The organism is Acidovorax sp. (genome assembly GCF_046314175.1).
Classification (GTDB): Bacteria; Pseudomonadota; Gammaproteobacteria; order Burkholderiales; family Burkholderiaceae_C; genus Acidovorax.
In genome coordinates, this window is the sequence record NZ_JBKBXG010000097.1 from 1 (window position 1) to 19386 (window position 19386).

Annotated in this window: 19 protein-coding genes; 14 read left to right on the forward strand and 5 right to left on the reverse strand. The window is 61.4% G+C overall.

The features are described from left to right. The 4 genes from ACK4OE_RS21395 to ACK4OE_RS21410 form a co-directional block, all read right to left on the reverse strand. Nucleotides 1-887: alpha/beta hydrolase family protein (locus tag ACK4OE_RS21395; protein WP_409887890.1), on the reverse strand; the 887-nt coding region annotated here is incomplete at its 3' end. 129 nt (nt 888-1016) lie between these two features. Continuing rightward, entirely contained in the window at nt 1017-2018 is a 1002-nt protein-coding gene (locus ACK4OE_RS21400) for an endonuclease/exonuclease/phosphatase family protein (protein ID WP_409887892.1), read from the reverse strand. A 202-nt stretch (nt 2019-2220) separates the two neighbouring features. Beyond that, nucleotides 2221-3180 carry an NAD(P)/FAD-dependent oxidoreductase gene (locus tag ACK4OE_RS21405; protein ID WP_409887894.1) on the reverse strand — a complete coding sequence of 320 codons (960 nt, stop codon included), beginning with the start codon at nt 3178-3180 and terminating at the stop codon, nt 2221-2223. Continuing rightward, nucleotides 3143-3631 carry an Rrf2 family transcriptional regulator gene (locus ACK4OE_RS21410; protein ID WP_409887896.1) on the reverse strand — a complete coding sequence of 163 codons (489 nt, stop codon included), beginning with the start codon at nt 3629-3631 and terminating at the stop codon, nt 3143-3145. Before ACK4OE_RS21410 ends, ACK4OE_RS21405 begins: the two co-directional genes overlap by 38 nt. A 246-nt stretch (nt 3632-3877) precedes the next feature. On the opposite strand from ACK4OE_RS21410, the gene ACK4OE_RS21415 reads away from it, so the two are divergent. Then, nucleotides 3878-4600 (forward strand): class I SAM-dependent methyltransferase, encoded by a 723-nt coding sequence (locus tag ACK4OE_RS21415; protein ID WP_409887897.1) that lies wholly within the window; start codon nt 3878-3880, stop codon nt 4598-4600. Nucleotides 4601-4720: 120 nt separating this feature from the next. On the opposite strand, the gene ACK4OE_RS21420 is transcribed toward ACK4OE_RS21415, so the two are convergent. Beyond that, nucleotides 4721-5659, reverse strand: coding sequence for a LysR family transcriptional regulator (locus ACK4OE_RS21420; protein ID WP_409887899.1), 939 nt, complete (start codon nt 5657-5659; stop codon nt 4721-4723). A gap of 117 nt (nt 5660-5776) precedes the next feature. Between ACK4OE_RS21420 and ACK4OE_RS21425 the strand changes: the two genes are divergently transcribed. The 13 genes from ACK4OE_RS21425 to ACK4OE_RS21485 form a co-directional block, all read left to right on the forward strand. Continuing rightward, on the forward strand, nt 5777-6175 hold the full coding sequence (locus tag ACK4OE_RS21425; protein WP_409887901.1) for a tautomerase family protein: 399 nt from the start codon (nt 5777-5779) through the stop codon (nt 6173-6175). A 45-nt stretch (nt 6176-6220) separates the two neighbouring features. Next, nucleotides 6221-6694 (forward strand): cupin domain-containing protein, encoded by a 474-nt coding sequence (locus tag ACK4OE_RS21430; protein WP_409887903.1) that lies wholly within the window; start codon nt 6221-6223, stop codon nt 6692-6694. Between the two features lie 137 nt (nt 6695-6831). After that, a complete protein-coding gene (locus ACK4OE_RS21435; protein WP_409887905.1) occupies nt 6832-7206 on the forward strand; it encodes a class I SAM-dependent methyltransferase in 375 nt (124 codons plus the stop codon). A 307-nt stretch (nt 7207-7513) separates the two neighbouring features. Further along, nucleotides 7514-8848, forward strand: coding sequence for a serine/threonine protein kinase (locus tag ACK4OE_RS21440; protein ID WP_409887907.1), 1335 nt, complete (start codon nt 7514-7516; stop codon nt 8846-8848). A gap of 10 nt (nt 8849-8858) precedes the next feature. Next, nucleotides 8859-9968 (forward strand): AAA family ATPase, encoded by a 1110-nt coding sequence (locus ACK4OE_RS21445; protein ID WP_409887909.1) that lies wholly within the window; start codon nt 8859-8861, stop codon nt 9966-9968. Next, nucleotides 9969-11291 carry a hypothetical protein gene (locus ACK4OE_RS21450; RefSeq protein WP_409887910.1) on the forward strand — a complete coding sequence of 441 codons (1323 nt, stop codon included), beginning with the start codon at nt 9969-9971 and terminating at the stop codon, nt 11289-11291. A 7-nt stretch (nt 11292-11298) separates the two neighbouring features. Further along, nucleotides 11299-11793 (forward strand): hypothetical protein, encoded by a 495-nt coding sequence (locus ACK4OE_RS21455; protein WP_409887912.1) that lies wholly within the window; start codon nt 11299-11301, stop codon nt 11791-11793. Between the two features lie 191 nt (nt 11794-11984). After that, nucleotides 11985-13223 carry an ROK family transcriptional regulator gene (locus tag ACK4OE_RS21460; protein WP_409887914.1) on the forward strand — a complete coding sequence of 413 codons (1239 nt, stop codon included), beginning with the start codon at nt 11985-11987 and terminating at the stop codon, nt 13221-13223. Next, nucleotides 13220-14710: a sugar ABC transporter ATP-binding protein gene (locus tag ACK4OE_RS21465; protein ID WP_409887916.1), complete on the forward strand. Its 1491-nt coding sequence runs from the start codon at nt 13220-13222 to the stop codon at nt 14708-14710. The genes ACK4OE_RS21460 and ACK4OE_RS21465 overlap by 4 nt, the downstream gene beginning before the upstream one ends. Next, the gene (locus ACK4OE_RS21470) at nt 14691-15746 is read left to right on the forward strand and encodes an ABC transporter permease (protein ID WP_218299530.1); all 1056 of its coding nucleotides are present in this window, start codon (nt 14691-14693) and stop codon (nt 15744-15746) included. Before ACK4OE_RS21465 ends, ACK4OE_RS21470 begins: the two co-directional genes overlap by 20 nt. A 193-nt stretch (nt 15747-15939) precedes the next feature. Further along, nucleotides 15940-16917 carry a substrate-binding domain-containing protein gene (locus tag ACK4OE_RS21475; RefSeq protein ID WP_056063953.1) on the forward strand — a complete coding sequence of 326 codons (978 nt, stop codon included), beginning with the start codon at nt 15940-15942 and terminating at the stop codon, nt 16915-16917. Nucleotides 16918-17248: 331 nt separating this feature from the next. Next, nucleotides 17249-18259 carry a sugar phosphate isomerase/epimerase family protein gene (locus ACK4OE_RS21480; protein ID WP_409887918.1) on the forward strand — a complete coding sequence of 337 codons (1011 nt, stop codon included), beginning with the start codon at nt 17249-17251 and terminating at the stop codon, nt 18257-18259. Between the two features lie 55 nt (nt 18260-18314). Beyond that, nucleotides 18315-19386 (forward strand): Gfo/Idh/MocA family protein (locus ACK4OE_RS21485; protein ID WP_409887920.1); only part of this gene is annotated, 1072 nt, incomplete at its 3' end.

A 19386-nucleotide genomic window follows, 5' to 3' on the forward strand; every position in this document is an offset into this window, starting at 1 on the left:
GGTGAGCAGGGCGCCAGAAAGGCGAAGTGCCCGGCGTTGGCCGCCAGCTGCCAGTCGGGCGCGCTGGGCAGACCCTGGCGCACCGTCTCCACGCTTTGCAGCGTGACGCCATCACCACCCAGCGCCGAGGCCCACAACTGGATGGGGGTTTTGACGTGCCCCAGGCCCTTGGCATCGAAGACGCTCAAGGGGTCGACGATGACTGCCGCCCGAATGCGCGGGTCCGGCGCAGGAGTGGCGGGGATTTCTTTGCGCCGGATCTCGCCGCACAAGGGCCGAGTGGATAGCGGCGAGCACAGGTCTTGCCGTGACGTCCAGTCCGGCACGGCGCCGATGGCCACCAGGCCCGTGTAGCCGCCGCGTGAAAAGCCAAAGAAACCGACCTTGCCCGCGTCCAGCTGCGCGCGCTGGGGCCAGGCGCCCAGCATGTAATCCGTCAGCCGCTTCATGTCCACCGGCCGCGTGGCAAAGGCCGACAGGTAGCCCTGGCGGCTCAGGTCTTGAAAGTTGTCGCCCGGGTGGCTGATGGCGGCCACCACATAACCTGCGTCGGCCAGCGTGGCCGCCGTGTCGTGGTGCCCCAGGGCCGATCCGCCCGCGCCGTGCGACACCACAACCAGCGGCAGGCCCTGGCCAGCTACGGGGCAGTCACGCGTGCCTTGCAGCACCAGCGGCGCCAGGTCAATGCGGCCCGGCGGCGTGCTGCAGGGCGACCACACGGCGCCGCGCAGCGCGGGCCCGTCCTTGTCTGCAGGCACCTCGATGAAGGCAAAGCCTGCCGCCTGGACCACGGAGGCCGCGCAGCCAAATGCAGCGGCCGACAGCCAACGAACGCCTGGGCCGGAGCGTGAACGAGGGCGGGAACGAAGCAGGGATGAAATGGTCATGGCGATGTGCTGGCGTGGATGGGTATGAGGGATGCACTGCCCGCCGAGTGTGCCGCAGCCTGCGGGATACGACTTTGCTGATCTTGCGACCTCGCCGCCAACGCAGGGCTGAGGCAGGAAAGCTGGCGGCTACTGCGCCACCAGCCGCACCACCATCGGCCGGTGGTCCGAGCCCAGGTCCGGCCCCGTGTGTGCATCCACCAGCTGCCACCCGGGCGAGGCCAGCACATGGTCCAGCGGCAGCACCGACAGCGAGCCCCAGGCGTTGGGCCAGGTGGGCACCGCAGGGCCCGCGCGGCGCATCTCCGCTTGCTCTGCACCCCACAGGCCGCGCGCCCAGGGCGTGGTGTTCAGGTCACCTGCCATCACACCCAGCCCGCCGGCCTGGGCCAGGTGTCGGGCCTCGTCCTGTAGCGCTTGGTCTCGTGCCTGGGCAAAAGCGCTGCTGATGGGGGGCATGGGGTGTAGCGCGCTCAAGTGCACGGGCTGGCCGTTCCACGCCAGCGTGGCCCGCAGGCGCAGGGTGTCGAGGTCCGTGCCGGGCTGCAGCACCTGCGCATCCGCCAGCGGGTGGCGCGACAGAATCGCCAGCCCAAACGGGTCGGGCTGCGGCACGGCCAGGCGGTGGGGGTAGCGCGCGGCAAGGGCCGGGTCATCAGCCAGTGCACGCTGGGCCAGCTCGGTGAACTCCTGCAAAAACACCACATCGGGCGCATCGGCAGACGCCAGCCACTGCCGCAGCGGCGTGAAGTCGGTGGTGGCCAGGTTCAGGTTGGCGGTGCCCACTGCAAGCACTCGCGCATTGGCGGCGATGGTTGCAGACGCTGCGGGCAGCGTGGCAGGCTGCCACAGCAACGACCCCGCCATCACCAGCGCAGGCAGCACCAGCCACGCCGAACGCCGCCGCAACATCAGCGCCAGCAGCACCCACAGCAGTGCGGTCGCAGCACCCACCGTGGCATAGGCCCACTGCCAATGCGCGGCCAGCTCCGCCAGCCACTGCAGCCAGGGCAGAGGGTGTGTGGGCAGCACACGCGACAGGGGTGCCATCACCGCACCCAACGCGCTGAGCCACACCAGCCATTGCGCTCTGATCGCGAAGAAGTGAAAAACGGCAGTGCGGCTGGGCATGGTGGTGGGGCTGGAGGACGAGCAGCCGCGCATTGTGCGCGCTGCTGCAGAGCGTGCGGCTTCACCAAGGGATGCGTTCGTTCACAAGGGCATGGCCAACGCCCCACCCGTTCGGGCTGAGCCTGTCGAAGCCCAGCGCGGCGCTTCTACTGACCAAGTGTGAGTGCGCTCTTTTTGGGGCTGAGACGGGGCCACCCAAGGCTCACGTCCCAAACACCAGCGCCTGGTGCGCCCCCACACCCGCCAGCACCCCTTCGGCCGAGGCCAGCGTGGCGTTGTGCCGCATCAGCGTCAGGTCGCCAGCGGCATACACGCCGGGCACGGTGGTCATCTTGTTCGCATCGGTGCGCAGGTAAGGGCCCATGGGCCCATCGTCGAACGCGCAGCCCAGTTGTTCGGCCAGCGGGCTGGCAGGGCGGGTGGTGGCGGCCACATACAGCGCAGCCTGCGGCACCACACGCGCATCGCCGCCGCCAGTGGCAAGTAGCCGCACACCCTGCAGCACTTGGCCTGGGCCTTCCAGCGCGGCGATGGGTGCGGGCTCAATGGTGATGCCCAGCGCCAGCAGTCGCTCGCGCTCGGCGGTCTCCAGCGTGGTGTCGCCGTTCAGGAAGAGGGTGGTCGGGCCCCAGTCGGCAATCAGCTGCGCGTGCATGGCCGAGCCTGGCGAGTGGTACAGCACGCCCAGCCGCTGGCCTGCAAATTCATAGCCGTGGCAATACGGGCAGTGCAAAACCGATGCGCCCCAGCGCTCGCGCAGGCCTGCAATCTCGGGCAAACCATCCAACACGCCAAACGCCAGCACCAGCTTGTGAGCCTCCATGTGCGTGCCATCGTCCAGCACCACTTCAAACCCGTTCTCTGGTGATCCGGCGCGTTGCTGCGCCGTGGCCGATACCACCGTGCCCTGCACAAAACCCACCGTGGGGTAAGCCGCCAGCTTGCGCCGCGCCTGCTCGATCATCGCCAGCGGCGGCTCGCCGTCTTGCCCGAAGAAGCCGTGCGACGCGGCCGCAAACCGGTTGCGCGGCTGGCCTGCATCCACCACACACACCCGCCGCCGTGCACGCGCCAGCTGCATGGCGGCCGACAGGCCGGCAAAGCTGCCGCCTATCACGATCACCTCATACGCCTGGGTGGTTGCCATTGCTGCTGTCGCCATGCTCAATCTCCTTGTGACCGTGGCACCCGGCCACCATGCGTTCATGAAACTCGGCCGACAGCTGTGCCAGCGTCACCTCGCCCAGCCGCGCCAGCAGCGCTTCTTCGGCCGCCTGGTAGGCGTCGGTCAGCGCGCGGTTCACCGCCTGCTCGACGATGCAGCCGGGGCTCTCCACGCGGTTGCCCACCGCCAATAGCGTGGGCGCGCCCAGCGCCTCGTAGATGTCGCGCAGCGTGATGTCGGTGAGCGGGCACGACAGCACCCACCCGCCACCATGCCCCTTGGCCGACGAAACAAACCCCGCATACCGCAGCCCCGCCATCAGGCGGCGCACGACGACTGGGTTGGTCTGCATGGCCTGCGCCATGGCCTCAGATGTAGCGGGCCCCTCCATCTCTGCCATGTGCAGCAGAGCGTGGAGAACATTGGAAAGTCGGCTATCTCGTTTCATGCAACATTAAAAGTTGCGTGATGCTAGCATGCAACCAGAAACAGTGCTGGCGCACGAACAGAAACTACTGAATTGATAGCTGCTGGCGCTTGATGGATAAGCGCTAGAGGTCAATTTGGCTTGATTTCTTTGACTCGTTGCCCACCCCAACCGTTCGGGCTGAGCCTGCCGAAACCCTGCGCTGACCTGGCAATGCCGTTGGACAAGTTCAACGCAAAAGCGCGTATCCACCACACGCAACACACCATGACCCAACCCACCACGTCCCCCTTCACCGACCCCGCCGCCGTCGCCCGCTACGCCGAAGGCCCCCGCCGCAACGTGCCCGGCTACGACAGCCTGCTGCGCATGTCCTGCATCCTGCTGGCCGAGCGTGTGCCCGCTCACGGCCGCGTGCTGGTGGTGGGCGCGGGCGGCGGGCTGGAGCTGGAAGACATGGCGCTGGCGCACCCCGGCTGGCGGTTCGACGGCGTGGACCCCAGCCAGCCCATGCTGGACCTGGCCGCCCAGCGGCTGCAAAGCGCAGGCGTGCCCGGCGGCCGCGTGGCGCTGCACCACGGCTATGTGCAGAGCGCACCAGCCGGGCCATTCGATGGTGCGACGTGCCTGCTGACTTTTCACTTTGTGCCGCGCGAGGAGCGCGTGCCCATGGCGGCGGAGATCCGGCGGCGGCTCAAGCCCGGGGCACCGCTGGTGGTGGCACATCTGAGCGTGGCGGACGGCGATGAAGGCCCCGGTGGCGAGGGCGGGGCAGGGGAGCGCGACCTGTGGCTGTCGCGCTATGCCGCGTTTCAGGTGGCGTCTGGTGTGCCGCTGGAGCACGCGGCCAGGGCGCGGGACAAGATTGCAGCGGAGCTGGCGGTGCTGACGCCGCAGGAAGACGAGGCGATTCTGCGCGAGGCTGGGTTCACCGATGTGCAGAGGTTTTACATGGGCTTTGCGTTCAGAGGCTGGGTGGCAACGGCCTGATAGCAAGCAACGAAAGCGGGCCAGCTCATTGAACCCGCATGCTCCCTCCTTGCTCCTAGGCTGTCTTGCGGCTGAGGTCAGCAGCCCCCGGCCAGCCAGCCGGTGGTGCATGAAACGCCCTCAACGTACAGGCGCCAGCGCCCACCGGTCCTTCGACGCCTTCACCAGAAAATCAATCACCGCCTTCACCCTGGCCGCATTGCGCCGGCCCGGTGACGACACTGCGTACAGCGTGTGCACCGTGCGGGACGCGAAAGGCGCCAGCACTTCCACCAACCGGCCTTGCGCCACATCCGCCGCCGCGAGCGGGCTGGACAACATGCCGATGCCCGCGCCGCTCACCAGTGCGTGGTGCACCAGGGCCGAACTGCTGGCGGCCAGGCGCGAGCGCACGGTCACCTCCAGTGGCTTGCCTTGTGCATTGCGAAAGGCCCAGGTCACCGCCGGCCCCTGCGCGGTGTGCGTGACGGTGTGGTGCTGCTGCAGATCGCTGGGGTCGGCGGGCGTGCCGTGCAGGCGCAAATACTCCGGGGCCGCGTACAGGCGCCGCTCGAACCGGCCCAGCGCGCGCGCCACCACCAGGTCGCTGTGGCCCACGGTGGTGCGCAGCGCCACGTCGATGCCCTCCGTCACCAGGTCGGCCACGCGGTCATCGGCCAGCAGTTCCACCCGCAGCGCGGGGTAGCGCGCCTGCAGGTCCGCCAGGTGGGGCAGCACCAGCGCTTCGCAAATCTCCTGGCTGGAGGCCAGGCGCAAGGTGCCCGCCACGCGGCTGCGCTGGTCCGACAGCGATGCACCGATGTCCTCCAGCTGCGCCAGCAAGGCACGCGCTTCCTGCGCCAGCTCTGCGCCCTCGGGCGTGGCCGACAGGCCGTGTGTGGACCGGCGCAGCAAGCGCACGCCGTAGCCGGCCTCCAGCCGGTCCACACCGCGTGCGACCACCGACACCGCCACATCCATCTCGCGCGCCGCTGCAGAAAACGAGCGCAGGTCGAGCGACCGCACCAGCCACCGCAGGTCGGCCGGGTCGGGGAGGAAGGAGCGGGGTTCTTTTTTCATCGTGCGCGCCTTTGCGTGCGGAGCAAAAGCCATTATCGCCACGGGCGGTTTCCGTGGCGGGGCGCAATTTCTACAGTGAAGGCTCGTTCAACCCAATGCATTCAACAGGAGTCCTCCATGCCCATCCTCAACGTCAAAGTGTCTGCCAAACGCACGCCCGAGCTGTCTGCCCGCATTGCAGAAACCCTGCTGGACCTGACCACCCGCGTGCTCGGCAAGCGGCGCGACCTCACGGCCGTGGTCATCACCTTTGTGGACCCGGCCGACTGGTACGTCGCCGGCCGGTCGCTGGCCGACCTCAAGCAGTCGAGCTTCTACTTCGACGTCAAGGTGGTGGACGAGACCAACACCAAGGCCGAGAAGGCGCGCTACATCGCCGAGGCGTTCGCAGCCTTTGAAGGCCTGCTGGGCACCTTGCACCCCGAAAGCTACGTCTACGTGCAGGACGTGCGCGCCGCCGCGTACGGCTTTGGCGGCCGCACGCAGGAATACCGCCACCAGCACCCCGAGCAATAAGCAATCAAGCAATTCATCAACCAACAACTACCCAGGAGCACCGACATGACGTTGACGACAACGAACAACCACCTTGCCGATGTGATCGTGGCCCAGGCGCTGGAGCGCGCGGGCCTGGCGGATTGGATTCCCGAAGGCGAAGGCAAGTGGTCTCTGCCCATTCAGTTCCTGCCCGACGATGCTGGTTGGGTGGAACTGATGCGCCTGTCGCCCGGCACGCGGCTGGGCCTGCACCGGCACACGGGCGAAGTGCACGCCCTGACGCTGGCGGGCGAGCGCCGCCTGAACGATGGCCGCGTGGTGCGGCCGGGCGACTACATCCACGAGCCCGCTGGCAATGTGGACTGGTGGGAGGCGACGGGCACCGAAACGCTGCTGGTGCATGTGGTGGTGAAGGGCAGCGTGGAATACCTGGGACCGCACCACGCGGTGTTGCAGCGGATTGCTACGGAGGATCGGCGGGCGGATTACCAACGCTGGTGCGAAGGTGTGGGGGTGGTTCCGCGTGAGCTTTGCTAGGCGCGTGCAGGGCACTCCGAGCGGTGGAGACAAGCACCTGCCTTGTAGAAATGATGGGTGAAAGCAGGCTCTAGTGCTTCTTGGTAAAGCGCTAATAGCTATTAAATGAGGAGCAAGTTCGTCCTGCCGACGGCCGTATGCTGGTGGTGGGCGCGGGCGGCGGGCTGGAGCTGGAGGACATGGCGCAGGCGCACCCCGGCTGGCGGCTCGACGGCGTGGACCCAAGCCAGCCCATGCTGGACTTGGCGGCGCAGCGGCTGGAGAGCGTTGAGGTGTCAGACCGCGTGGCGATACACCACGGCTACGTGCAGAGCGCACCGGCCGGGCCGTTTGATGGCGCTACGTGTTTGCTGACGTTTCATTTTGTGCCGCGGGGGAGGCCTCTGCGCGAATGGAGCGGCAAGCGTATCGGGGCGTGCTACAAGGCGCAAAACGCAGCAATAGCCGTAGCTATTGCGAGTACTTGCAACGCGGCAGACCGCCCGAGCCCGCAGATGTCCACTGCCCGATGATTCGTGCGAAGGACCCCTTGGAGCGGGTGCCCATGGTGGCGGAGATCCTGCGGAGGTTGAAGCCCGGGGCGCCGCTGGTGGTGGCACCGAAAACCAGGGCTGGATAGGGAGAGTGACCTGCGACAGTCCCTCAATCAGCATCTAAGGTGGAATTGCGGCCTGGGACCGAGACACGTTGTGGGTAAGAAAGCCGGGTTGGCGATTAAAAGAACGAGTGATTGCTCCGGATCCCTGGGTCTGCAATCTGTTGACGCGAGACACTGATCATGCAATTCGTTACTATTGTTGAAACTTCTCACCACCAAATATGACTGACAGCGATTTGCTTAGACTAACAGGGACGCAGTTTCATGGATGGACGCTGTTGCATTCCCTCGGAAAAGGGCTAGACGGAATAGTTTATCTTGTCCAAAAAGATGGCAAAAGAGCTGCATTAAAACTGTTCTTTCCTGATGCCATAAAGGCAAATGGCGAAGACCAAAGTATTGCTCGGATCGATTTGCAACTTGCCCTGTGTGGAGCGAAGCGTCACCCAAATCTCGTTGAAATTTACGGTGGAGGAAGAGATGAAGAATTTGGCTTGCTATTTATATTCATGGAATATATAGAGGGTAATTCTCTCGATAAAGTCGTTGAAAAGATACCTCGCGAGAATCTATCCGCATTGTTTAATCAATTGTGCAGCGCCGCATATTTTTTGGAAACGCAAAAGCTTTATCATAGGGATATAAAGCCTGCAAATATTGTAATCAGCCAAGACTATTCTACGTTGACACTATTGGATCTTGGAATTGTTTTTCAGCTTGATGACGAAGTGGGTGAGAGACTTTCGGGCGACGAATTTGTAGCTTCTCTTCGTTATAGCCCGCCAGAGTTCGTATGGAGAGAAGAAGACGGTACGAATCCAGAGGCATGGCGCGCAATCACTTTCTATCAGATAGGTGCGACTTTACATGACATGATTATGCAAAAGCAGTTGTTTGTTGGTCATGATCGACCGCGAGTAAAGTTATATGAATGTGTGAAATTGAGGATTCCAATTATTGAATCGGCAGATTGCCCGGGGCGATTGATAAAAATTGCTCGCTGTTGCCTTGTGAAGAATTGGCGAGAACGCGTGCGTTTGTTGTCTTGGGATGCTATTCTTGGAAATCAGGAGGAGGAGGCTCTAAATGCATGGCAGCGTCATAGCGAAATTCGGCTAAGACAAATACATCGGATTGAGTCGGAGAATATGAAATCGATTGTGCCCAGCAAAGAAGTAGACGAGGGTCCAGTGAAGCAACTGTGGCATTTGCAAAGTGCTCTCTTCATGGAGATCCGGGAATATTTAATGTCAGATGTTATTTTTCCTAAATTCAGCGCAACACATGATTCTGAAGGTGATGGCTATCTTCTTCGATTTAGGTTTGAACAAGATGACGACAAGCTTTTTAATGAACCTATTACCATCGGGGTGCAAATTCGTCCAGCGGGTGGGATTGATGGATTGCTTTCGCTGGAGTTTAAGGCGATTGGCGCAGCTAGCGAACAGCAAATTTTCGGGAGCTCTTGGATAGAGGCTTTTACGATCGAAACGGCAGCAGCGACATGTCAGAACGCTTTGCTTCAAGTGGCCGATAAAGTCACACTTGGTGTTTGAAAGGGAAACCATGTTTTGGATTAATGATGCCCAGCTTGATGACGAACAGAAGGCAGCAGTACGTCAAATCCCCCTGGATACAAGCTTCCTGCTGACAGGGCCGGCCGGATCAGGAAAAACTAACGTACTTCTTTTGCGAGCTAGGTGGTTAAGAGCGAAGTCGCTAAGCGATTTTAGAATTATTGTTTTTACTAGTAGTCTGCGTGATTTTATCCGTACTGGCGCGGCCCAGTACGGGGTTCCACCGGATGCGGTGGTGACGGCGCATCAGTTCTTTAGGGACTTTCTCAGTGACTATGGTCAGAAATTTGAAGCTACTGGAAACTTCGAACAGGATCGCTCAATGTTGGCTGGTCAAGTTAACTCACTAATAATAAGTAAAAATATTTCAGATATCTATCCGGCGTTGCTCATTGACGAAGGGCAGGACTATACTGATACTGAGCTTTTGGTGTTTAGAAAATTAACGCCCCGTTTAATGATTGCTTGCGATACTAGACAGTCAATCTATCGCCAGACAGTAACACACGAAATTATTAGTTCGATAGTAGAAAATACTGTTGTGGAGCTTAAGTATCACTACCGAACAGGATTGAAGATTTGTACGGTTGCTGACAAGATACTGATCGATAGCAAGAATTTTCCATCTATTCGAGATCATTGTAAGTATGATGAAAAGGCGAAGCCATCTTCTTTGGAGATCAATGACTGCAGCTCATTCGATATGCAAATTGAGTTGATTATTTCAAAGCTATCAAAGCAGGTTGATTTATATGGGGATGCTTTGATTGGAGTTCTGTTTCCAAAGAAAGAGCAGCAAGTCGCATTTGCTGCCGCATTGGAGTACGATGCAACGATAGGCAGGAAAGAGACGATTAGAGTTAATACGCTTCATGGTTCAAAAGGCTGGGAATATCAGGCAGTCCACATCGGGGGGTGTGAGGCGTTAAGTAGAATGGGTGGCGTTCAAAAGCGACTCATTTATACGGGAATACTTCGTGCGCGCACGTCTGTGAATATTTACCACACCGGGCACATACCTGGATATTTAGAGGGTGCTTTTTCCTCCATTTTGCCACCAAAACGAGATCCCGACTTAAGCGAGCTTTTTGGAGATTAAATGATTAATACTCAACGCACAATTTCTGACATTTTTTCGCCTCAAGTGGCGGGTGGCACTAGTTTTGCCGTGTCTGGTGACTTGTTTAATAGAAGTCATGAGGCTTCGCATGGGGTAATTTATTCATCGGAGTCTGATTTTGATGGGCTGCCGTTGTGGATTTTTCCTCATGGAGACAATGTTGAAGATTTTTTCGCTGAAGTGGCAACGTTTTATGTTGATATTTTGCCAATCAGTGCATTTTGCCATATCGTTGAGAAATCGATTATTCAAGACACCCCAAAAAAACGACCAGCTATTAGCAATAGGAAGGTAAATGCTTGCATAGGCCTCTCATTCGCTGAGGTTGCTTTGCGACTAGATCGGACGGGCGCTTCTGCTTTGCCCACATTCGCGGCCTGTAGAAAAAGCCTTTCATTCACGCTCAGCCGTTCCTATTGTTTGTATCCGGATATTGGGTTTACTGCGCCATATAAAAAATGGAATGCCGCCAATAAGCTATTGGGAACGCAGTATCATCCGGATATTTCGGAGGCTATACATCGGGCATTTGAGATTTGCTTTGAAAAAGCAGCATTTCCTGCTCGACCTAAAGGTCGTGAGGCCCAGGCGCTAAAGGCTTTGAGTGGTTATATAAGTGATGCGGATACGGAAAATGTCTTTGTTGATCTGCTGAAGTCTGTATACAAAAGTCTTGAGCTGGTTACAGATAAAATGGCGGGGTCTTTTGATGGAAGGATGGCCGCATTCGATCAAATAGTTGCTGTTATATCTAATTCGTCAGAGGGTAAGGAAATTGATGGGATTGCGGTAGGATATTTTGCTAGTCTGATTAGTCCGGGGTCATTTGCGCATCTTCCAGTGCTTTTTAAGTTGTCGAAAAAATATCCTACCGCAGTTATTTGGTACGGATTATTTTCTGGATTAAATATGGGCAGATCGAGTTCTGATTCTGTTTTGGCAATCGGAAGAAAGCTTAAGCGTGATTTGCAAGAATCGTTCTGTGTGGACTCGCTGCCACAGGCTGATGTATCTATTGACGAGCTAGAGGTTTTGCTACGTTTGCCTAATTTGAATCACTCATTGAAGCCTAGTATTCCTAAATCGTTGCGTATATCTTTGTTGCCGGGGGTTGATATTTTCGCAAACTTTTCTGAAAATCATCATGCGGCTCAAGATGATGTAAATGAAAAGCAATTGGCGGAGTTGCAAAAAAGACAGTTTCGCGCAAGGGAGTCGCTAATAATGTCGCTGAGAGCTTTGGATGGTGCGCTTGAGGTTTCTGAAAGTTTGTCAAAACCAATGAATCGTAGAAATCCGTAATATCAAAATGTATTCTTTTGAAAATCTAGTTTTTTTTCGAGGTACATCAGTCAAAGTTGATCCTTCAAGTTGCACGATACAAAGGGTCAGAAAGGATAGGAAGCCTCGCGATACACCGCTGCATTTGCACAATGCGGCGGATGAATGGTTTTTATCGAATTTCGGTGTTAGATTTCGGAGTCAAGCGATTTTGCTGTCATCCTCTCAGCAAACAGCAACAGCTTACGCATCGAGCCCTGCTAACGTTCATCGTATTATCCCGATCGATAAATACCAATTCTGTTGGTCGCCAAAGGTAACCGACATGCTTCAACTTATTGACGCGACAACTACTCCAGAAAAGCTTCGGACTGCCTTGTCGGCTTCCGCTTATCAAACGGATGATTTGAAGTCGGCGTATGAATCAAAAAACGAAGTAATGCTTTTTTGCGAAAACTATGTGGCGATACCAATCAAATTAATTGACGTTGCACCTGTAATGCCAATAATTTTGATAACTTAGTCTATCTATGTGCTATTCGAAAGAGTCGTTGACGTAAATTTCAAGCAAAAAAGGAAAAGTCGTTTACAGGACTTTGGCCGAACGTAGGTCGAAGTTAAGTCTTGCCCGGCCAAAGTAGACCGCATAGCATCCCTGTCAAGCACCCACCCCCATGAGGTGCTGCATAACAAAACCGTGACAGGAGACAAGCCTTGCCATCCACCCGCTGGAGTCACTGCGGCGCCGAAGACCTGGGCGTTTTGCAGACCATCTTCTGGTCCGCAGGCGCGTCGCGCAATGCGCTGGCGCAGCGCCTGGCCTATTCCAAGAGCAAGGCCAACGCCATGGTCGCTGCGCTGCTGGACGAAGGCCTGCTCGACGAGGTGGGCCTGCAGGAATCCTCTGGCGGCCGTCGCGCCGAAACCCTGCGTTTGAGCGAAACCCTGGGCGTGGTGATTGGCGCCGACCTGGGCGCGACCAGCATGCAGGTGGCCATCATGCGGCCCGACATGACGGTGCTGGCGCGGCACCGCGAGCCGATTGATGTGCGCCAGGGGCCGGGCGTGATCCTGGCGCGGGTGCGGGGGCTGATGCGGGAGCTGTTGGCGCGCTGCGGGCTGGCGGCACACCAGGTGATTGCCATTGGCATGGGCGTGCCGGGGCCAGTGGATTTTGAAAGCGGGCAGCTCGTCAACCCGCCGCTGATGCCCGACTGGGACGGCTTTTCCATCCGCGACTACCTGCGCGAGGCGTTTGCCGCGCCGGTGTTTGTGGACAACGACGTGAACCTGATGGCGCTGGGCGAGATGTACCGGCTGCAGCGCAATTTGCCCAACTTCCTGGTCATCAAGGTGGGCACGGGCATTGGCTGCGGCATCGTGTGCCACGGGCAGGTGTACCGGGGCGCCAATGGCTCGGCGGGCGATGTGGGCCACATTTGCGTGGACCAGCACGGCCCGCGCTGCCACTGCGGCAACCAGGGCTGTGTGGAGGCCATGGCCGCAGCGCCCGCCATGGCGCGTATGGCCACCGAGGCCGCGCAGCGCGGCGAGAGCGCGCTGCTGGCCGAGCGGCTGCAAAGCACGGGCACGCTGACGATTGAAGACGTGGCCCAGGCCAGCCGCACGGGTGATGTGGCGGCCAACGCCATCATTCAGCGCGCGGGCAGCCTGGTGGGGCAGATGCTGGCGTCCATCGTCAATTTCTTCAACCCGTCGCATGTGTTCATTGCGGGGCGGGTGACGGACATGGGGCCGCTGTTCCTCGCGTCGGTGCGGCAGAGCGTGTACCACCGGTCGCTGGCGCTTTCCACGCGGCACCTGGAGATTCAATACGCGCCGCTGGCCGACGATGCCGGTGTGGTGGGCGCGGGCGTGCTGGCGATGCAGGAGAGCCTGTCGCGCGCGGGCTCGGCAACGAGCGCGGGCGTTGGTGTGGGGGCTGTGCGATGAGCGTCGCCGTCGAGTTTCGCAATGTGACCAAGGAGTTTGGCCCGGTGCGCGTGCTGCACGGCGTGGGCTTTGCACTGCAGCCGGGCCGCGTGTATGGCCTGCTGGGCGAGAACGGCGCGGGCAAGTCCACGCTGATGAAGATTCTGGCGGGGTACGAGAGCCCGACCACCGGCGAAGTGGTGGTGGACGGCGCGGTGCGCGCCCCGGGCGGCGGATCGCGCGCGGCCGAGGCGCAGGGCATTGTGCTCATCCACCAGGAGTTCAACCTGGCGGACGACCTGACGATTGCGCAGAACATCTTCCTGGGCCATGAGATCAAGAAGGGCCCCTTCCTGGACGACAAGGCGATGCGCGAGAAGACGCGCGCTGCCTTGGCACAGGTGGGTTTGCCGCTGGACCCGGACACGCGGGTGCGCAAGCTCATCGTGGCTGAAAAGCAGCTGGTGGAGATTGCCCGTGCGCTGGCCCGCAATGCGCGCCTGCTCATCATGGACGAGCCCACCGCCACGCTGACCCCCGGCGAGACGGAGCGCCTGTTTGCGCTGATGGCCGGGCTCAAGGCCGCGGGCGTGACCATCATCTACATATCGCACAAGCTCGACGAAGTGGAGCGCACCACCGACGAGGTGGTGGTGATGCGCGACGGCCTGCTGGTGGCGCGCGAGGCCACAGCCAGCGTGACGCGGCGGCAGATGGCCAACCTGATGGTGGGGCGCGAGCTGGCGGATTTGTTCCCGCCCAAGCTGCCTGCGCCTGCGGGTGGAGAGCCCGCCATGAAGGTGCGTGGCCTCTCGGTGCCGGGCTGGGCCGAGGACGTGAGCTTTGACGTGCGGCGTGGCGAGATCCTGGGCTTTGCCGGGCTGGTGGGCGCGGGCCGCACGGAGCTGTTCGAGGGCCTGCTGGGCCTGCGCCCGCGTTCGGCCGGCACGGTGGAGCTGGCGGGCAAACCGGTGAATTTGAAAAGCCCGCGCGATGCGGCGCGCCACGGCCTGACGTATCTGAGCGAAGACCGCAAGGGCAAGGGCCTGCATGTGCACTTCAGCCTGCGGCCCAACCTGACGCTGATGGCGCTGGAGCGGTACGCCAAGCCCTGGCTCGACCCCGCGGCCGAGCAGGCTGCGCTGCGCGATGCGGTGCAGGAGTTCGGCATCCGCACCGGCTCGCTGGACGTGCGCGCGTCATCGCTGTCGGGCGGCAACCAGCAAAAGCTGGCGCTGGCCAAGGTGCTGCACCCCGGCCCCAGCGTGGTGGTGCTGGACGAACCCACGCGCGGCGTGGACGTGGGCGCCAAGCGCGAGATTTATCACCTGGTGCAGCGCCTGGCAGAGCAGGGGCTTGCTGTTGTGGTGATCTCGTCTGAACTGATGGAGCTGATCGGCCTGTGCCACCGCGTGGCGGTGATGCGCGCCGGGCGGCTGCAGACCACGCTGCAAGAGCCAAATTTGACCGAAGAGGAGTTGATCGCACATGCCACAGGTACCCGCTGAAAACGCATCCACCGCAGCGGCTGCCGCAGCACCCGCACCACCCGTGGTACCCGGTGCAGGCCGCCACGGCGGCGCCACGGCCTGGTGGGGCAAGCTGCACGGGCTGGGCCCGGTCATCGGGCTGGTGCTGCTGTGCATCGCGGGCACGCTGCTCAACAGCAATTTCGCCACCTACGACAACGTGATGAACGTGCTCACGCGCACGGCCTTCATCGGCATCATCGCGGTGGGCATGTGCTTTGTGATCATCTCGGGCGGCATCGACCTGTCGGTGGGGTCGATGGCGGCGCTGATCGCAGGCTCGGTCATCCTGTTCATGAACGCGATGGCGCCCGTGCTGGGCTCACCCCTGGCGGCCGTGGTGGTGGGCATGCTGCTGGCGGTGGTGCTGGGCGCGGTGTTCGGGCTGGTGCATGGGCTGCTCATCACCAAGGGGCGTATCGAGCCCTTCATCGTGACGCTGGGCACGCTGGGCATCTTCCGCGCGTACCTCACGTATTTTTCGAACGGCGGGGCGATCACGCTGGAGAACGATCTGTCGGACATCTACAGCCCTGTGTACTACGCCAATCTGCTGGGCGTGCCCATCCCCGTGTGGATCTTCCTGCTGGTGGCTGTCATCGGCGGCGTCATCCTGAACCGCACGGCTTATGGCCGCTATGTGCAGGCCATCGGCTCCAACGAGCAGGTGGCGCAGTACGCGGCGGTGGATGTGCACAAGATCAAGATCCTCACGTACATGCTGCTCGGTGTGTGCGTGGGCATTGCCACGCTGCTGTACGTGCCGCGCCTGGGGTCCGCATCGCCCACCACGGGGCTGCTGTGGGAGCTGGAGGCGATCGCTGCGGTGATCGTGGGCGGCACGGTGTTGAAGGGCGGGGCGGGCAGCATCACCGGCACGGTGGTGGGCGCGATCTTGCTCTCGGTCATCAGCAACATCCTCAACCTCACCAGCATCATCAGCGTGTACCTGAATGCGGCGGTGCAGGGCTTCGTGATCATCGCGGTGGCGTTCATGCAGCGCGGCAAGCGGTGACGGAGTGGCCGGAACAACTCTCCTGGCGTTGTTGCGGCGTCTTGCCGTGCTACTCGCACTGTCTGCGACACAGCGCCTAGCCAGGACCGCTTCGCTGAGTTTTCCAGCCACTCTTTGCGTGCATTTGTTTTTCAAGGTGTTCCCCAGCCGGCCAGCTTCCATGGCCATATTCCAAAGCAACAGGAGACAACGCATGAACAGCCAACTTTCTTTCACCCGCCGCCTGGCCCTCACGGCCGTGGGCGCCGCTGCCTTCGCATTGGCCGCCCCCGCCATGGCGCAGGCCAACAAGACGGTGGTGGGCGTGGCCATTCCGTCGGCCACGCACGGCTTTACCGGCGGCATCGTGTACTGGGCCAACCAGGCCAAGAAGGACCTGGAAAAGGCCCATCCGGGCCTGCAGGTCATCGTCAAGACCGCAGGCGGCGCGCCCGAGCAGGCCAACCAGCTGCAAGACCTGGTCACGGTGAACAAGATCAACGCACTGGTCATCTTCCCGTTTGAATCGGCGGCGCTGACCAAGCCCGTGGCCCAGGTCAAGGCCAAGGGCGTGTACGTGACGGTGGTGGACCGGGGCCTGACCGACACCAGCGCGCAGGACGCATATGTGGCGGGTGACAACACGGCCTTCGGCAAGATTCCGGCCGAGTACATCGCCAAGGCGCTGGGCGGCAAGGGCAACGTGGTGGCCATGCGTGGCATTGCGACCACGCTGGACAACGAGCGCATGGACGCGTTCAACAGCGTGCTGAAGAACCACCCCGGCATCAAGCTGCTGGACGCCAAGTACGCCAACTGGAACCGCGACGACGCCTTCAAGGTGATGCAGGACTACCTGACCCGCTTCCCGCAGATCGACGCCGTGTGGGCCGCCGACGATGACATGGCCGTGGGCGTGCTCAAGGCCATCGAGCAGGCCAAGCGCAAGGACATCAAGCTGGTGTTTGGCGGCGCGGGGGCCAAGGGCATGATCAAGACGCTGATGGATGGCAGCAACCCGCTCATCCAGGCCAACGTGTCGTACAGCCCCAAGTTCATCTACGACTCGATCAAGCTCACGGCCGAGGCGCGCATCAAGGGCGAGAAACTGCCCGCCAACACCATCATTCCGTCGGTGCTGATCACCAAGGAAACGGCCAAGGATTTCTACTTCCCGGACTCACCGTTCTGATGGCGTCAATGTGAGTCAAGTTGCCTGATCAGGAACATCGCTCAAATGAGGACATCAGCCCTTGCACCCGCAGCGGCGCTGGGGATTGACTCCCTCTCCCCTCGCGGGAGAGGGTGGGGGAGAGGGGGGGCTGCACCCGCGCCGCGCCCGTTTCACTCCCCCCTCTCCCCGGCCCTCTCCCACCAGGGGAGAGGGAGTGAGGGGCGATCTGAGATGTGTGAAAAATCAAGCCAAATTGGCCTCTAGCGCTTATCCAGTAAGCGCTAGCAGCTATTGAAAATATAGCTTATAGCCGCTTCGAACCTGCAACCCAACGTCCCTTGGAGCCACCATGCCAAGACCCGTCACCCTCTTCACCGGCCAGTGGGCCGACCTGCCTTTGGCGCAACTCGCGCCCCTGGCCAAAAGCATGGGCTACGACGGCCTGGAGCTGGCCTGCTGGGGCGACCATTTCAACGTGCGGGAGGCGCTGTCGTCGCCCCTGTACGTCAAGGACAAACACGCATTGCTGGCCCAGCACGGCCTGCAGTGTTTTGCCATCGGTAACCACCTGGTGGGCCAGGCCGTGTGCGATTTGATCGACGAGCGCCACCAGTCCATCCTGCCGCCCCATGTGTGGGGCGATGGCAAGCCCGAGGGTGTGCGCCAGCGCGCTGCTGCCGAGCTGGCAGACACAGCGCGCGCTGCTGCGAAGTTTGGCGTGAAGACCGTGACGGGCTTTACGGGTTCGTCCGTGTGGCATTCGATCTATGCCTTTCCGCCCACCACGCAGGCGTATTGGGACAAGGGTTTTGCCGATTTTGCGAAGCGCTTTGGCCCCATCCTCGATGTGTTCGAGCAGCACGACATCAACTTTGCGCTCGAAGTGCACCCCACCGAGATCGCGTTCGACATCGCATCGGCCGAGCGCGCGATTGCTGCCGTGGGCGGCCACAAGCGCTTCGGCTTCAACTACGACCCGAGCCACCTGGCCTACCAGGGCGTGGACTACATCAGGTTCATCCGCCAGTTTGCCGACCGCATCTACAACGCCCACATGAAGGACGTGTGGTGGGGCAAGGGCGACGGCACAGTGGGCGTGTTCGGCGGGCACACCAGCTTTGGCGACGCGCGGCGGAACTGGGACTTTCGCAGCGTGGGGCGCGGGATGATCGACTTCGAATCCATCATCGTCGCGCTCAACGACATCGGCTACCAGGGCCCGCTCTCGGTGGAGTGGGAAGACAGCCGCATGGACCGCGTGCACGGCGCCACAGAGAGCGCGGTGTTCTGCAAGCGGCTCGACTTCAAGCCCGCCGTCGGTGCATTCGACGCCGTGTTTGCGCGCGACAAGCAGGCCTAGCCGCACCCCTGCAAAAACCGATAACAACAACACACAGCGAGCAAAGGCGTTTCGTATGTCCAGTCCCCAAAAGCTCCGCTACGCCATGGTCGGCGGCGGCCATGGCGCCTTCATCGGCGCGGTGCACCGCAAGGCGATGGCGCTCGACGGCCAGTTTGAACTGGTGGCTGGCGCGCTGTCATCCTCGCCCGAGCGGGCGCTCGCATCCGGCGCCGAACTGGGCCTGGCGGCTGACCGCAACCACGGCAGCTGGCAGGACCTGCTGGCCGACGAACTGCGCCGCCCGGCGCATGAGCGCATCGACCTGGTGAGCATCGTCACCCCCAACCATGTGCACCACCCGGTGGCGTTGGCGTTTGTGCAGGCGGGCTTCCACGTGGTGTGCGACAAGCCGCTGGTGCACACCCGCGCGCAGGCCGACGAGCTGGTGGCCGCCGTGAAGAAGGCCGGCACCGTGTTCGGCGTGACCTACAACTACACCGGCTATCCCATGGTGCGCGAGGCGCGCCACCTGGTGCACAGCGGTGCGCTGGGTACGCTGCGCAAAGTGACCGTGGAATACAACCAGGGCTGGCTGGCCACGGCGGTGGAGCAGGGCGGCGGCAACAAGCAGGCCGACTGGCGGCTGGACCCGGCGCGCAGCGGCAGCGCAGGCACGCTGGGCGACATCGGCTCGCACGCAGAGAATCTGGCTGCCACCGTCACCGGCCAGCACCCCGCCTGGGTGTGCGCCGACCTCACCACCTTTGGCGCCGGGCGGCAGCTGGACGACGACGCCCAGCTGCTGCTGCGCTACGACAGCGGCGCACGCGGCTTCATCGTGGCATCGCAAGTGGCAGCGGGGCTGGAGAACGACCTGCGCCTGCAGGTGTCAGGCACGCTGGGCACCATCACCTGGCGGCAGGAAGAGCCCAACCAGCTCGTCCACTCCCCTGTGGACGGCCCGCGCCGCATCCTCACGCGCGGCTCGCCGTGGCTGTGCGAAGCGGCGCGGCGGGCAGGGCGTATCCCTGCGGGGCACCCCGAGGCGTTCATCGAAGCCTTTGCCAACATCTACCTGGGTGTGGCGGCCGACATCCGCGCGCGTGCCGCTGGCCGCGCGGCCGACCCTTTGGCGGCCGACTATC

Coding starts and splice junctions, on each gene's coding strand:
- ACK4OE_RS21435 (WP_409887905.1), top strand. CDS start 6,832: ATGCTGGTGGTGGGCGCGGGCGGCGGGCTGGAGCTGGAGGACATGGCG.
- ACK4OE_RS21445 (WP_409887909.1), top strand. CDS start 8,859: ATGTTTTGGATTAATGATGCCCAGCTTGATGACGAACAGAAGGCAGCA.
- ACK4OE_RS21405 (WP_409887894.1), bottom strand. CDS start 3,180: ATGGCGACAGCAGCAATGGCAACCACCCAGGCGTATGAGGTGATCGTG.
- ACK4OE_RS21475 (WP_056063953.1), top strand. CDS start 15,940: ATGAACAGCCAACTTTCTTTCACCCGCCGCCTGGCCCTCACGGCCGTG.
- ACK4OE_RS21440 (WP_409887907.1), top strand. CDS start 7,514: ATGACTGACAGCGATTTGCTTAGACTAACAGGGACGCAGTTTCATGGA.
- ACK4OE_RS21430 (WP_409887903.1), top strand. CDS start 6,221: ATGACGTTGACGACAACGAACAACCACCTTGCCGATGTGATCGTGGCC.
- ACK4OE_RS21410 (WP_409887896.1), bottom strand. CDS start 3,631: ATGAAACGAGATAGCCGACTTTCCAATGTTCTCCACGCTCTGCTGCAC.
- ACK4OE_RS21400 (WP_409887892.1), bottom strand. CDS start 2,018: ATGCCCAGCCGCACTGCCGTTTTTCACTTCTTCGCGATCAGAGCGCAA.
- ACK4OE_RS21480 (WP_409887918.1), top strand. CDS start 17,249: ATGCCAAGACCCGTCACCCTCTTCACCGGCCAGTGGGCCGACCTGCCT.
- ACK4OE_RS21420 (WP_409887899.1), bottom strand. CDS start 5,659: ATGAAAAAAGAACCCCGCTCCTTCCTCCCCGACCCGGCCGACCTGCGG.
- ACK4OE_RS21425 (WP_409887901.1), top strand. CDS start 5,777: ATGCCCATCCTCAACGTCAAAGTGTCTGCCAAACGCACGCCCGAGCTG.
- ACK4OE_RS21415 (WP_409887897.1), top strand. CDS start 3,878: ATGACCCAACCCACCACGTCCCCCTTCACCGACCCCGCCGCCGTCGCC.
- ACK4OE_RS21465 (WP_409887916.1), top strand. CDS start 13,220: ATGAGCGTCGCCGTCGAGTTTCGCAATGTGACCAAGGAGTTTGGCCCG.
- ACK4OE_RS21450 (WP_409887910.1), top strand. CDS start 9,969: ATGATTAATACTCAACGCACAATTTCTGACATTTTTTCGCCTCAAGTG.
- ACK4OE_RS21470 (WP_218299530.1), top strand. CDS start 14,691: ATGCCACAGGTACCCGCTGAAAACGCATCCACCGCAGCGGCTGCCGCA.
- ACK4OE_RS21455 (WP_409887912.1), top strand. CDS start 11,299: ATGTATTCTTTTGAAAATCTAGTTTTTTTTCGAGGTACATCAGTCAAA.